Origin of the sequence: Dactylosporangium salmoneum (assembly GCF_039532525.1) — a bacterium.
In the GTDB taxonomy this organism is placed as follows: domain Bacteria; phylum Actinomycetota; class Actinomycetes; order Mycobacteriales; family Micromonosporaceae; genus Dactylosporangium; species Dactylosporangium salmoneum.
On sequence record NZ_BAAARV010000132.1, the window covers coordinates 21,181 to 35,004 of the forward strand.

11 protein-coding genes are annotated in these 13,824 nt (G+C 73.9%); all 11 read right to left on the reverse strand.

The genetic code is table 11. The features are described from left to right. The 11 genes from ABD352_RS53485 to ABD352_RS53535 all read right to left on the reverse strand — a co-directional run bounded on the left by ABD352_RS53485 (position 1) and on the right by ABD352_RS53535 (position 13,806). Positions 1-363, reverse strand: a complete 363-nt coding sequence (locus tag ABD352_RS53485; protein WP_344620388.1) for a zinc-binding dehydrogenase — start codon at positions 361-363, stop codon at positions 1-3. A gap of 157 nt (positions 364-520) precedes the next feature. Continuing rightward, on the reverse strand, positions 521-1,951 hold the full coding sequence (gene argH / locus ABD352_RS53490) for an argininosuccinate lyase (RefSeq protein WP_344620389.1): 1,431 nt from the start codon (positions 1,949-1,951) through the stop codon (positions 521-523). Positions 1,952-2,023: 72 nt separating this feature from the next. After that, entirely contained in the window at positions 2,024-2,521 is a 498-nt protein-coding gene (argR, locus tag ABD352_RS53495) for an arginine repressor (protein ID WP_344620390.1), read from the reverse strand. Then, positions 2,518-3,423: an ornithine carbamoyltransferase gene (argF, locus tag ABD352_RS53500; protein ID WP_344620391.1), complete on the reverse strand. Its 906-nt coding sequence runs from the start codon at positions 3,421-3,423 to the stop codon at positions 2,518-2,520. Before argF ends, argR begins: the two co-directional genes overlap by 4 nt. Further along, positions 3,420-4,595 (reverse strand): acetylornithine transaminase, encoded by a 1,176-nt coding sequence (locus ABD352_RS53505; protein ID WP_344620392.1) that lies wholly within the window; start codon positions 4,593-4,595, stop codon positions 3,420-3,422. Before ABD352_RS53505 ends, argF begins: the two co-directional genes overlap by 4 nt. After that, positions 4,592-5,476: an acetylglutamate kinase gene (gene argB, locus ABD352_RS53510; protein ID WP_344620393.1), complete on the reverse strand. Its 885-nt coding sequence runs from the start codon at positions 5,474-5,476 to the stop codon at positions 4,592-4,594. Before argB ends, ABD352_RS53505 begins: the two co-directional genes overlap by 4 nt. Positions 5,477-5,558: 82 nt before the next feature. Next, positions 5,559-6,734, reverse strand: a complete 1,176-nt coding sequence (gene argJ, locus ABD352_RS53515) for a bifunctional glutamate N-acetyltransferase/amino-acid acetyltransferase ArgJ (protein ID WP_344620394.1) — start codon at positions 6,732-6,734, stop codon at positions 5,559-5,561. Then, positions 6,731-7,735, reverse strand: a complete 1,005-nt coding sequence (argC, locus tag ABD352_RS53520) for an N-acetyl-gamma-glutamyl-phosphate reductase (RefSeq protein WP_344620395.1) — start codon at positions 7,733-7,735, stop codon at positions 6,731-6,733. Before argC ends, argJ begins: the two co-directional genes overlap by 4 nt. 54 nt (positions 7,736-7,789) lie before the next feature. Further along, positions 7,790-9,229 carry a hydrolase gene (locus ABD352_RS53525; protein ID WP_344620396.1) on the reverse strand — a complete coding sequence of 480 codons (1,440 nt, stop codon included), beginning with the start codon at positions 9,227-9,229 and terminating at the stop codon, positions 7,790-7,792. A gap of 39 nt (positions 9,230-9,268) precedes the next feature. Beyond that, positions 9,269-11,986: an AAA family ATPase gene (locus tag ABD352_RS53530; protein ID WP_344620397.1), complete on the reverse strand. Its 2,718-nt coding sequence runs from the start codon at positions 11,984-11,986 to the stop codon at positions 9,269-9,271. Between the two features lie 86 nt (positions 11,987-12,072). Then, positions 12,073-13,806 carry a hypothetical protein gene (locus tag ABD352_RS53535; RefSeq protein WP_344620398.1) on the reverse strand — a complete coding sequence of 578 codons (1,734 nt, stop codon included), beginning with the start codon at positions 13,804-13,806 and terminating at the stop codon, positions 12,073-12,075. Positions 13,807-13,824: the final 18 nt, after the last annotated feature.

Below are 13,824 nucleotides of genomic sequence, written 5' to 3' on the forward strand. Positions count from 1 at the left end.
TCAGGTGCGCGGGACCAGCTTGCCGGTGACGTGGCCGGCCTCGCCCAGCTCGTGGGCCGAGGCCGCCTCCGCCAGCGGGAACACGCGGTCGACCAGCACCCGCAGGCTGCCCTCGAGGACCATCGCGGCCAGCGCGTCCAGCCCGGCCCGGTCCGGCTCGACCAGCAGGTACACGCCTTCTGCGTCGGTCGCGGCCGGGCCGTCGGCGCCGTCGAGCGCCACCACGAGCCCCTCCGGCCGCAGCATGGCGGCCAGGGCCGGGGCCTGCCCGGGGACCGTCGCCACCGCCACGTCGACGTCGCGCACCGCGGCCAGGTCGTCGCTTCGGTAGTCGAGCATCTCGTCCGCGCCGAGCGAGCGCACCAGGTCGGCTTGGCGGCGGTGGCGGTACCGATGACGTAGGCGCCCCGTCGCTTGGCGATCTGCACCGCCAGGTGCCCCACCCCGCCCGCGGCCGCCGGCACGAACACCCGCTGGCCGGGGGCGAGGGAAGCGGTCCCAGGCGGCGCCCCCGAGCCGCTCAGTCTCGCGGAATCACCTGCTCGGCCGACCAGTCGCGCCACCGGTCCAGCTTGTCCGCGGCGGTGGCGAGCTGGTCGGCGACCGGGCCGGGGCCGGTGGAGCCGGGCGTGACCCGGGCGGCGAGCGCCCCGGGCACCGAGAAGACCTCGCGGACCGCCGGGGTCAGGTGCGGGCTCACGGCGGCCAGGTCCTCGTCCGACACCTCGTCCAGGCCGATCTCGCGGGCGGCGCAGATCACGACGAGCTTGCCCGTGATCTCGTGCGCCTCGCGGAACGGCACGCCCTGCCGGACCAGCCACTCGGCGACCTCGGTGGCCAGGGTGTACCCGACCGGGGCCTGGGCGGCCAGCCGGTCGACCCGCACGGTCATGGTCGAGATCATCCCGGCCAGGGCCGGCAGGACCAGCTCCAGGGTGTCGACGGCGTCGAAGACGGGCTCCTTGTCCTCCTGGAGGTCCCGGTCGTACGCCAGCGCCAGGCCCTTGAGCATCGTGAGCACCCCGGTGAGGTGCCCGACCAGCCGGCCGGACTTGCCGCGGGCCAGCTCGGCGATGTCCGGGTTCTTCTTCTGCGGCATGATCGAGGAGCCGGTGGCGAAGGCGTCGTCCAGCTGGACCCAGCCGAAGGCCGGCGTGGTCCACAGCACGACCTCCTCGCCGAGGCGGGACAGGTGCACGCCGGTCAGCGCGGCCACGAAGAGGAACTCGGCGACGAAGTCCCGGTCGGCGACCGCGTCGATCGAGTTGGCCGCGGCGGCCGCGAAGCCGAGCTCCTTGGCCACCTGGGTCGGGTCCAGCGGCAGCGACGAGCCGGCCAGCGCCCCGGCGCCGAGCGGGCTGACCGACGCCCGGGCGTCCCAGTCGCGCAGCCGGTCGAGGTCGCGCAGCAGCGCCTGGACGTGGGCCAGCAGCTGGTGGCCGAAGGCGATGGGCTGCGCCGGCTGCAGGTGGGTGAAGCCGGGGGCCGGGGTGTCGACGTGCCGGGCGGCCTGCTCCATCAGGGCGTCGGCCAGCTCGACGATGCGGCCGGCGACGCCGCGGGCGTGGTCGCGCAGGTACAGCCGCAGGTCGGTGGCGACCTGGTCGTTGCGCGAGCGGCCGGCCCGCAGCTTGCCGCCGAGCGTGCCGAGGCGCTCCAGCAGGCCGCGCTCCAGGGCGGTGTGCACGTCCTCGTCGTCGACGGTCGGGCGGAAGTCGCCGGCGGCGCAGGCGGACTCGAGGTCGTCGAGCGCGGCGAGCATCCGGCCGAGCTCGTCGGCGTCGAGCAGGCCGGCGCGGGCCAGGACGCGGGCGTGGGCGCGGGAGCCGGCGATGTCGTACGGCGCCAGGCGCCAGTCGAACTGCACGCTCACGGACAGCCGGGCGAGCGCCTCGGCGGGTCCGCCGGCGAACCGGCCGCCCCACAGGCGGGTCGGGGTCTCAGAAGCCACGCAACGATCCTTCCACAACGCAAACTACAAGATCACCGCGGCTCAGGGCCACACGATGGATGTCTACAACGTTCACAGCGCCTCGGGCTGGCTCCACGCCGTCAGCTTCGAGGCGAGCAGCTCCCCCGCCGACGGGCGGGCCGGGTCGGGGGCCTCGCGGGCGACCACCAGGATGGTGTCGTCGCCCGCGATCGTCCCCACGATGTCCGGCAGCCCGGTCCGGTCGATCGCGCTGGCCAGGAACTGCGCCGCCCCGGGCGGGGTGCGCAGCACCACCAGGTTGCCGGACCAGTCCACCCCGGTCAGCAGCTCCCGCAGCAGCCGGATCAGCCGCGTCGGGGCCTCCTCGGCCGGGCGCAGGGCCCGCTCGCCGTCCTCGGGGATGAGGTACGCGCCGCGCACCTTCACCGCCCGCAGCTCTTCCAGGTCACGCGAGAGCGTGGCCTGCGTGACCTGGAAGCCGTCGCCGGCCAGCAACTCGGCGAGCTCGGTCTGCGAGTGCACCGCCGCGCCGCGGATCAGCGAGGCGATGCGGTCCAGCCGGGCCGCCTTGGTGGCCGGCGAGCTCATCGTCGTTCCAGCAGGAACGCCAGCAGGGCCTTCTGGGCGTGCAGGCGGTTCTCCGCCTCGTCCCAGACGGCCGACTGCGGTCCGTCGATCACCTCGCCGGTGATCTCGTCGCCGCGGTGGGCGGGCAGGCAGTGCAGGACGATGGCGCCCGGCTTGGCGTTGAGGAGCAAGGCGCTGTTGATCTGGTACGGCATGAACGGCGTCCGCCGGTCCAGCCCGTCGCTCTCCTGCCCCATCGACACCCACGTGTCGGCGACCAGCACGTCGGCGCCCTTGGCCGCCTCGGCCGGGTCGCCGATCAGCTCGACCACGCCCCGCTCCCGGGCCGCCGCCACGATCGCCGGGTCGGGTTCGAACCCGGCCGGCCCGCTGAGCCGCACGCGCATCCCGGCGGTCGCCCCCGCGAGCGCGTAGGAGTGGCCCATGTTGTTGGCGGTGTCGCCGAAGTACGTCAGGATCCGCCCCTCGGTCCCCCCGAACCGCTCGCGCACGGTCTGCAGGTCGGCGAGCAGCTGGCAGGGGTGGAAGCCGTCGGTCAGGGCGTTGACGACGGGCACGGTCGCCATGGCGGCAAGCTCGGCCACCCGGTCGTCGGAGTTGGACCGGATGACGATCGCGTCGACGTAGCGCGACAGCACCTGGGCCGCGTCCCCGATCGTCTCGCCCCGCCCGAAGTGCGTGGTGGTCGCGTCGATGATGATCGGCGTGCCGCCCAGCTGGGCGATGCCGACCTCGAAGGACACGCGGGTGCGCAGCGAGGGCTTCTCGAAGATGACGGCGACGGACTTGCCCGCGAGCGGGGAGAACCCGGTGCGGTCGGCCTTCATGGCCGCGGCCAGCTCGAGCACCTCCAGCTGCTCGGCGGCGCTGAGGTCGTCATCGCGCAAGAAGTGCCTGGTCATGAGGGCTGCACCGCCGTGAGCGCCGGGCCGAGGGCGGCCACGAACGCGTCGGCCTGCTCCTCGCTGAGGATCAGCGGCGGGGCGATGCGCAGCACGTCGGGCTGGGCGGCCTGGGCCAGGAAGCCCTTGTCCCGCATGACCGCGGCCAGCGCGCCGGCGGCCGGGCCGCGCAGCACGATGCCCAGCAGCAGCCCGGCCCCGCGCACGCCGGTGACGAGCGGGTGGTCCAGCCCCTCGACGCCGCGGCGGATCCGCTCGCCGAGCCGCTTCGTCGCGTCGAGCAGGTGCTCCGACTCGATGGTGTCGAGCACGGCCAGGGCGGCGGCGCAGCAGACCGGGTTGCCGCCGAAGGTGGAGGCGTGCTGGCCCGGGCCGAGCAGCGTCGCGGCCTCGTCGAAGGCGATCATGGCGCCCAGGGGCAGGCCGCCGCCGAGGCCCTTGGCCAGCGTGACGACGTCGGGGCGCACGCCCTCGGCCTGGTGGGCGAACCAGTACCCGGTGCGCCCGATGCCCGTCTGCACCTCGTCGAGAGCGAGCAGGGCGCCGTGCCGCGCGGTGAGCTCGCGGGCCGCGGTGAGATACCCGGCCGGCGGTACCACCACGCCCGACTCGCCCTGGATCGGCTCCAGCAGCACCATCGCGGTGGCGTCGTCCACGGCCGCCTCCAGCGCCGCCACGTCGCCGTAGGGCACGTGCACGACCTCGCCGGGCAGCGGCAGGAACGGCTGCTGCTTCGCCGGCTGCCCGGTCAGCGCCAGGGCGCCCATGGTGCGGCCGTGGAAGCCGGCCTCGGCCGCGACGATCTTCGTGCGGCCGGTACGCCGGGACAGCTTGAACGCGGCCTCGTTGGCCTCGGCGCCGGAGTTGCCGAAGAAGACCGCGCCGGGGCGGCCGGCCAGGGCCAGCAGCCGCTCGGCGAGAGCCACGACGGGCGGCGAGGCGAACAGGTTGGAGACGTGGCCGAGGGTCGCGATCTGCTCGCTCACCGCGGCGACGACCGCCGGGTGGCCGTGGCCGAGCAGGTTGACCGCGATGCCGCCGAGGAAGTCCACATAGGAACGTCCGGCCTCGTCGACCACCACCGCGCCGTGGCCGCTGACCAGCCCCAGCGACGGCGGGCCGTACGTATTCATCACGGAGGCCTCGAACCGCGAGGTCAGAGAACCCGTCATTGCGCCACCACCATCGTTCCGAAACCCTCCGACGTGAACACTTCCAGCAGCAGCGAGTGCGGCACTCGCCCGTCGACGACGTGCGCGGCCGGCACCCCGCCCTTGACCGCCCGCAGGCAGGCCTCCATCTTCGGCACCATCCCCGACTGCAGCGACGGCAGCATCTCGGTGAGCTCATCCGCGGACAGCTGCGAGATCAGCGAGGACGGGTCCGGGTAGTTGCGGTACAGCCCCTCGACGTCGGTGAGCACCACGAGCTTGCGCGCCTGCAGGGCGACCGCGAGGGCCCCGGCCGCGGTGTCGGCGTTGAGGTTGTGCAGCACCCCGTCGGCGTCCGGGGCGACGGTCGACACGACCGGGATGCGCCCGGCCGCGATGAGGTCGGCGACCGCGGAGACGTTGACGTGCTCGACGTCGCCGACCTGGCCGATGTCGACCGGCGCGCCGTCGACGATGGCGGGGCGGCGCACGGCGGTGAACAGCCCGGCGTCCTCCCCCGACATGCCGACCGCGTGCGGGCCGTGCTCGTTGATCAGCCCGACGAGCTCCCGGCCGACCTGCCCGACGAGGACCATGCGGACCACGTCGGCGGTCTCCGGGGTGGTGACCCGCAGGCCGCCCTTGAACTCGCTGGCGATGCCGAGCCGCTTGAGCATGGCCGAGATCTGCGGGCCGCCGCCGTGCACGACGACGGGCTTGATGCCGACGTGGCGCAGGAACACCATGTCGGCCGCGAAGGCCCGCTTGAGCTCGTTGTCGACCATCGCGTTGCCGCCGTACTTGACCACGATGGTCGAGCCGGAGAACCGCTCCAGCCACGGCAGCGCCTCGATGAGCGTGTTCGCCTTCCCGAGCGCGATGCCCAGGTCCCGCCCGTTCATACCCCCTCCGCTTCGCTCCGGGCGCATGAACGCCAAGACTGAGCTTCCTGGTGAGCGGCCCCTCCGCTCCGCTCCGGACCGCTCACGAGCTGTAGGCCGAGTTCTCGTGGACGTACCCCATGGAGAGGTCGTTCGTCCAGATCGTCGCGGACTCCTCGCCGGCGTGCAGGTCGACGGTCACGGCCACCGCGCGGGCGCTCAGGTCCACCTTGGAGCGGGCCTCGCCGGCCGCGCCACCCTTGCAGATCCACACGCCGTTGATGGCCACGTCGACCTCGTCCGGCTCGAAGGCCGCGGCCGTGGTGCCGATGGCGGCGAGGATCCGGCCCCAGTTCGGGTCGTTGCCGAAGAACGCGGTCTTCACCAGGTTGTTGCGGGCGATCGACCGGCCCACCTCGACCGCGTCGGCGGCGGAGGCGGCCCCGGTGACCTCGATGGCGATCTCCTTGGTCGCGCCCTCGGCGTCGGCGATGAGCTGCCGGGCCAGGTCGGCGCAGACCGCGGTGACCGCCTCGGCCAGCTCCTGCGGGGTCGGCTCGATCCGGGACGCCCCGCTGGCCATGAGCAGCACGGTGTCGTTGGTGGACATGCAGCCGTCGGAGTCGACGCGGTCGAAGGTGACCGCGGTCGCCTCGCGCAGCGCGGTGTCCAGCGTGGACGCGTCGGCCACGGCGTCGGTGGTGAGCACCACGAGCATGGTGGCCAGGCCCGGGGCGAGCATGCCCGCGCCCTTGGCCATCCCGCCGACGGTGAAGCCCTGCCCACTGTGGACGGCGGTCTTCGAGACCGTGTCGGTGGTCATGATGGCCTTGGCCGCGTCGGCCCCGCCGTCGCGGGACAGGCCGCGGGCCGCCGCGTCGACGCCGTGCAGCAGCTTCGGCAGCGGCAGCCGCTCGCCGATGAGCCCGGTGGAGCAGACCGCGACGTCGCCGGCCCCGACCGGGAAGCGCGACGCCCGCCCGGACAGCACGGCCGCGGTGTGCTCGGCGGTGGCGTGGGTGTCCTGGAAGCCGGCGGGCCCGGTGCAGGCGTTGGCCCCGCCGGAGTTGAGCACGACGGCGCGCACGATGCCGGCTCGGAGCACCTGCTGGCTCCACAGCACGGGCGCGGCCTTGATCCGGTTGTCGGTGAAGACCGCGGCGGCGGTCGTGTCGGGCCCGTCGTTGACGACGAGCGCCACGTCGAGCGCCCCCGCCGCGGCCTTGATCCCGGCCGCGACACCCGAGGCCCGGAAACCCTTAGGAGCGGTGACGCTCATGGCGCGATCCCGTCGATGGCGAGGCCGGTGGTCTCCGGCAGGCCCAGCATGATGTTGGCGTTCTGCACGGCCTGCCCGGCCGCGCCCTTCACCAGGTTGTCGGTGGCCGAGACGACCACGATCCGGCCGCTGTCGACGTCCAGGGTCGCCTGCAGGTGGGCCGAGTTGGCGCCGAAGGTGGCCCCGGTCTGCGGCCACTGCCCCTCCGGCAGCACGTGCACGAAGGGCTCGTCGGCGTAGGCGGCGGCCAGCACCTCCCGCGGGTCGGCGCCCCCGAGCGGCCGGGCGGTCACGGTGGCGAGGATGCCCCGCGGCATCGGGGCGAGCAGCGGCGTCATGGACAGGGTCCGGGCCCCGCTGGCCTGCTTGATCTCGGCGACGTGCTGGTGGGCGCCGACCTTGTACGGCGACATCGACCCCATCACCTCGGAGGCCAGCAGGTGCTGCTTGGGCGAGCGGCCCGCGCCCGAGGTGCCGGAGGAGGCCACGATGACCACGTCGTCGGGGTCCGCCACGCCGGCCGCGATGAGCGGGGCGAGCGCGAGGATCGCGGTGACCGCGTAGCAGCCGGTGTTGGCCACCCGGGTCGAGGCGGCGATCAGCTCCCGCTGGCCGGGCAGCTCCGGCAGGCCGTAGGTCCAGGTGCCGGCGTGCGCGCCCGGGTAGTACTTCGCCCAGTCGGCGGCGCTGCGCAGCCGGAAGTCGGCGCCGAGGTCGACGACCTTCACCGAGTCGGGCAGCTGCGCGGCGATGGCGGCGGACTCGCCGTGCGGCAGGGCCAGGAAGACCAGGTCGGCGTCGGCGAGCACGGCCGGGTCGGTCTTGGCGAGCACGACGTCGCGCAGCGATCGCACGTGCGGGTGGACGCTTCCGATGGTCGAGCCGGCCTGCGCGAACCCGGTGGCCACGGCGAGCTCGAACTGCGGATGGCCGGCGATGAGCCGCAACAGCTCACCGCCGGCGTACCCGGAGGCCCCCGCGACGGCGACACGTATTCCCATGCGCTCGACTGTATCGCTATGCAACCGCCTGTTTCAAGGACGTTGCGACCACCCTCACGCGGGAACCAGGCTCAGATCGTCGATCAGGAACGAGGTGGCCAGCTTGCTGCCCTCCACGCCGGTGAAGCCGATCTTCACCGATCCGGTGCCGGTCACCGTGAGGGTCTTCTGCTGGTAGCCCGTCGAGGCGTCCACGTTGGAGTAGGTGGCCAACGTCGAGGAGCCGGCGGTCACGGTCAGCTTGTCGTAAGCCGTACTACCCGTCTCCTCCGTGTCCACGCGCAGCCAGAACGTGAGCGTGGCCCGGGTGCAGCCGGACGGGATCGTCACCGTCTGGCTCAGGGTGTCGGTGTGGGCGGAGCCGTACCCGTCGAGCCAGGCCTTCCACGACCCGCCGTGCGCCGGATAGGTCGAGTCGCTGTTCACCACGCCGGACGAGGCGGTCCACGGGCTCGCCGAGCCGGTCTCGAAGCCCGGGTTGCCGAACAGCTGCCCGCCCGGGCAGCCGCCACCACCGGGCGTGGTCGGCGGGGTGCTGGTGGGTGGCGTGGTCGTGGGTGGCGTGGTCGTGCCCGAGCCGGCCAGCCAGGCGGTGGCGTTCAGGGCGAGGGCCGCGTTGGTGCCGGCGGTGTCGTTCCACCCGTCGAAGAGCGTGTTGCCCGACTGCCCGGTGCCGTCGTCGATCGGCGAGCTGTCGCCCCAGACCGCGACCCGCCCGGCGCCGAACGCCGAGGTGGTGAAGAACGCGCCGGTCGTACCGCCCGGGGTGAACCCGCTGCGGTAGACCAGCCCCTTGACCGCCGGGTTGTCCGCCGGGTGGAGGGTCTGGGTGCTGCCGTTGCGGATGATGCTGCCGCGCACCGTCCCGAAGGGTCCGTTGATCACCGGGTCGGTCGAGCTGCTGATCGCCGCCGGGTTCTCGGTGCCGATGTTGTTGACGTCGACGCTGAAGCCGAACGGGTCGGTGTTGTCGACGCCGTTGTTGGTCAGCAGGTCGTTGGCGATGCGCACCGAGTCCCAGCCGTCGTTGTTACGGTCGCTGCCGGTGTGGTCGACGATCAGGAAGAACCCGCCGCCGGCCTGCACGAACCGCATGATGGCGGTCTTCTCGGCGGCGCTGAGCGGCGAGTTGGGCTCGGGCATGACGAACTCGTCGAAGTTCTTGAGGTCGAGCGCGCCGGTGCCCCCGTAGGTGATGGTGTTCCCGGCCGGGAGCGTCTTGAGGCTGTACTGCCCGGTGCGCTGCAGCGCCACCCCCCACGAGGACAGCGCCCCGGTCCAGGAGGTCTCGCCGGTCGGGTTGGCGTTCTGCCCGAGCGGGTCGGGCTGGGACGTGCTGATGATCCAGTCGGCGTTGCCGGCGGTCTCGGCCTTGGAGTTGTCGAACAGGACCCGGTGCGTCGCGGCCGCCTGGGACGGTCCGGCCTGAGCGACGACGACGGCGGCGGTGCCGGCGGCCACGATCGCGGCGGCCAGCAGGGCACGGTGCAGCAATGCACACCTCCGATGGAAGGAATCGGAGGAAGTCTATGTCTACTCGGGGTCCAGGAACCTGGCCAACTGTGAACGGTTGCGGACGTTCAGGCGGCGGTAGAGCCGCGTGAGGTTCGCCTCGACCGCCTTGATGGACAGGAACAGCGCCCGGGCGATCTCCCGGTTGGTGGCCCCGGCCCGGACCAGCTCGACGATGCGCCGCTCGGTCTCCGACAGCCCCGCGCCCCGGCCGCCGTCCAGGCGGGCCAGGTCGGCCGCGGCGACCTCGCGCCACGGGTGGGCGTCGGCCAGCCCGTAGCGGCGCACGGCCTCGGACAGCGCGGCCCGGGCGGCGCCGCGGCGGTGGGCCCGCCGCTCGAGGCCGCCGAGGGTGTAGTAGGCGCGGGCCAGCTCCAGGGGGTACGGGTGGTCCTGCCACTCCTCGATGGCCCGATGCAGCAGCTCGGCCCCCTCGCGGGCCTCGCCGGTGGCGGCGGTGAGCACGGCCCGGGCCCGGGTCAGGCCCAGGAACACCACCCGGCGGTCCAGGTGGCGGGCCCGCTGCTCGACCTCCTCGAGCACCTCGGCCGCCTCCGCGCGGGCGCCGGCCCCGACGAGGGCCTCGACGAAGTCGGCGTGCCAGGGCAGGATGCCCGGGTCGAGCCGGCCGAGCCGCTGGTCCAGGGCGTAGGCCTCGCGCATGGCCTCGGCGGCGGCCACCGGGTCGCCGCGCAGCACGTGCACCAGGCCGCTGGTGGCGTGGGCCAGCTTGATCCAGTCCTCGTCCCCGGCGGCGAGGCACGCGGCCAGCCCCCGGTCGGCGTAGCCGGCGGCGGCCGTGGCGGTGCCGCCCGCGTACTCGACCAGGGCGGCCACCAGGTAGCCGGGGCCGGGGGTGGTCTCGACGTCGACGTAGAGGCGCACGCAGTCGCGGCCGGCGGCGAGCGCGTCGGCGCAGCGCCCCGCCCGCCAGTAGATGCCGGCTACGGAGACCAGCACGGCGGCGAGGTCGCGCACGGTCCCGGCCCGCTCGACCGCGATCCGCAGCGCCTCGATGCGCCGGACCGCCTCCGCGGTCTCGCCCTTGAAGAGGCGGCTCATCGCGGCCACCTGCCGGGCCGCGACGGTGGCCGGGGTGAGTGACAGCCCGCGGGCCAGCTTGCCGGCCCGCTCGAGGTACTCGTCGCCCTCGGTGCCGAGCAGGATGTTGCCCCGCCAGCTGAGCACCTCGACCAGCCGCTCCATGTCGCCGCACTGCTCGGCGGCCTCCTCGGCCCGCTTGAGCTCGGCCAGCGCGGCCTCGCTGTCGCCGTCCCAGTAGGCCTTGATCGCCTTGTACAGCCGCACGTGGGCCAACAGGTCCGGGGTGTCGACGGCCTCGACGAACGCGGCGTCGAGCAGCGGGCCGGAGTTGGAGTGGTCCTCGCCGGACATCTCCACCAGCAGCAGCCGCGCGCCGACCCTGGTCCGCCGGTCGGCCGCGTCGCGCAGGGCCGCGGCGGCGTGGCGGCGGGCGTCGGCGGGCGAACCGGCGGAGTACGCGTACTGGGCGGCGCTGAGCCGCCGTACCGCCGCCACTCCCGGCGTGTCCCGGGGAGTGCGGTCGGCCGCGAGCGCGGCCAGGTCGGCGGCCATGGCCGGGGCCCCGCGCAGCCGGGCGGCCGACGCGGCGTCGGCGAGACACTCGGCCAGCCCCTCGTCGGGCTCGGGCCGGGCGGCGGCGAGGTGCCGGGCCCGGTCCACCGGGTCGGTGACGGTGTCGGCCAGCCGCTCGTGCGTCTCCCGGCGGGCGGCCGGGGTGGCGTCGGCGTAGACCATCTCGCGCAGCAACGGGTGCGAGAAGCGGATGGCGCCGTCGGGCTCGACGTGCAGTACCCCCGAGGCCAGCGCCGCCTCGATCAGCCCCTCGGCGAGCCCGCACGCGGCCAGGAGGGTCAGGCTGGGGCGGGCCGCCGCGGCGACGACCAGCAGCGCCGGCCGGTCGACGGCGGGCAGGGCGTGCAGGCGCGCGGACAGCAGCTCGCGGAGGCGGTCGGGAACGGGCAGCGGATCGGTGACCGGGAACGAGCTGTTGCCGATGGCCCGCCCGAGCTCGACGGCGAAGAGCGGGTTGCCGGCCGAGGCCTCGAAGATGCGCTGCACGTGCGCCCGCCCGGCCTCGGCGCCGAAGCGGGCCCGCAGCAGGTCGGCCACGTCGCTCTGGGGCAGCGGCGGCACCGGCAGCGCGTCGCCGGGCGGCGGGCACAGGTCCAGCCGGGTGGGCGCGCCGCCGTCGGGCAGCCGCTCGGCGGCGAGGACCCGCACCGGTACCTCCCCCAGCCGTCGCGACACGAAGCGCAGCACCCCGGCGCTGGGCTCGTCGATCCACTGCACGTCGTCGAGGATGAGCAGCACCGGCCGCTCGGCCGCGAGGACCCGGAACAGCTCGAGCACGGCCAGGCGCACCGCGAGCTGGTCGTGCGGCGTGGCCGGCAGGGCGCTGCGCAGCAGGGCGCCGTCCAGAGCCGCCCGCAGGTGGGCCGGGAGCAGGTCGGAGGCGTCAGGCGCGCCGTCGAAGAGGTCCACGAGCGCCAGATACGGCAGGTCGGCCTCGGCCTCGGCGGCCGCCGCCCGCAGCACCAGCGCCTCGGTCTCGGCCGCGGCGAGCGCATCGAGGATGGTGGACTTGCCGATGCCCGCCGGCCCGCAGAGCACAACGCTCGCTCCCGCCGCGAGCCGCTCCCGGGCGTGGTTCAGGAGATCGGCCCGGCCGATGGGCGCCGACGCGGTGCTCACCACGACGCCGAGTCTCTAACGAACGCCCGTTCGTCGCAACGGCGGGAGAACTCAGCGGTACACCCGCGTGAAGCCACAGCGACCTTCGATCATCGCAGCCGGGAACAGGGCAGCACCGTCTCCCAGCCGAGCACCGGCCACTGCGCGATGTGGACGGTCACCCGCCCCGAACCGGGCTGCACAAGGCATTCCGCCCGAGCGTCGGCCACGATCGGCCCCCACCGCGGCGAGCCGTCGCGGGGCCCTTCGGGCCGCAGATTGACCGCCGCCACGACCGCGAAAACTGTCGCAAACACGACAAGTGGCAAACGGCGCGCAAGGCAACCTGAAACCACCCTTTGTCGTTGCGCCCCGTCGGCCAGGCAAGCCGCCGCGGCGACGGTCGGCAGGGCGACGAGCACGAGGTACCGGTCCTCCACGCCCCCGTGCGCGCCGAACTGGACAATCCCGGCAAGCGCCCCGAACCCGGCCAGGATCCCCGCGAGCCGAATCCTCGCATACGCCCTCCGGTGCAGCGCAACCCCGAGCAGCAGCACCGGGACGAGCAGCCCGAGATCCAGCGGCGCCCACGCCGGCCACTCCAGCCCGACGAACGCGTGCGGCACCCCCCACCGCAGGTACAGCGCGGCGAGCACGGCCGGGTCCCACTCGGGCCGCTCGCCCAGCCCGCGCTCGGTCTTCCCGGCGAGCATCGCACCCACCTGCAACAATGCGCCCGGCAGCAGCCCGAGGAGCTTGAAGCGCCATTCCCGGCACCGGTACTTCACGAGCCCGCCGACCGCCACCGGCAGCAGCAGGACGCCGAGCATGGAGTTGAGCGCCGCGAGCCCGGGAAGCCCGACCAAGAGCACGCTCGTGCGCCGCCACAGCAGCATCCAGAGCCCGGCGTACACGAGCGGGAACTGCAGCTGCGCCAGCGCGTTGGGCACGAACCCGATCGGCAGCGCCGCACTGACCCCGACGAGCGCGGCGGCCCCGCCGGAGATGCGCTCCCGCGCCGCCCGGTACACGGCAACCGCGAGCAGACTGGTGACCAGCGCATCGAGCCCGGCGTTGAGCACGGCCGCCCATTGCAGCGGGAAGAGCGCGATGAGCGCCCAGCCGAGCCGGGCGGCCACGTGAAAGTACCCGTTGAACGGCGTGAAGACCGCCTCGTACCACGGCCGGTTGAGCGCGTCGGTGAGGAAGTTCTGCCCGTCCTCGGCCCAGATGGAGTCGATCTCGTGGGTTCTCAGCAGCCCTGCGACCGTGCCCAGTCCGACGAACGCTGCTGATACTGCGAATTGCGATAAGTCGGGCGCTCCGCGCCGCGACTTATCGGATTTATACCCTGACCGGGGAAATGTCCGAAAAATCCTGAAAGCGTCAGCTTTCGGGATTTTTCGGGGCAAAACCTCGGTGCCGCTCGGCCTTGATCGCGCGGCACCCACGCCAGCCAGAGCGCCCCCGCGAGCCGCCTCCATCACCCCACCCAAGCCCGCCAACCGGGCCACCTTCGCCGCGCCACCCACGCCGGCCGCGCCGCCCACGTTCGCCGCGCCAGCTACATCGGCCAGACCACCCAACTCGGCCAGACCACCCAACTCGGCCACGCCACCCTCGGACGCGCCACCCATCTCCACCGCACCGGCTACACCCGCCCCGCCGCCCACCGCGGCCACGCCGCCCAAGTCCGCCGCGCCAGCTACATCGGCCAGACCACCCAACTCGGCCACGCCGCTACCCTCGGACGCGCCGCCTGTCTCCCCCACGCCAGCAAGGTCGGCCGCGCCAGCCAACCCAGCGGCGCCGCCCACCTCCACCACGCCGACCACCTCGGCCACGCCACCAACCTCGCAAGC

Coding starts and splice junctions, on each gene's coding strand:
- argR (WP_344620390.1), bottom strand. CDS start 2,521: ATGAGCTCGCCGGCCACCAAGGCGGCCCGGCTGGACCGCATCGCCTCG.
- argF (WP_344620391.1), bottom strand. CDS start 3,423: ATGACCAGGCACTTCTTGCGCGATGACGACCTCAGCGCCGCCGAGCAG.
- ABD352_RS53505 (WP_344620392.1), bottom strand. CDS start 4,595: ATGACGGGTTCTCTGACCTCGCGGTTCGAGGCCTCCGTGATGAATACG.
- argB (WP_344620393.1), bottom strand. CDS start 5,476: ATGAACGGGCGGGACCTGGGCATCGCGCTCGGGAAGGCGAACACGCTC.
- argJ (WP_344620394.1), bottom strand. CDS start 6,734: ATGAGCGTCACCGCTCCTAAGGGTTTCCGGGCCTCGGGTGTCGCGGCC.
- argC (WP_344620395.1), bottom strand. CDS start 7,735: ATGGGAATACGTGTCGCCGTCGCGGGGGCCTCCGGGTACGCCGGCGGT.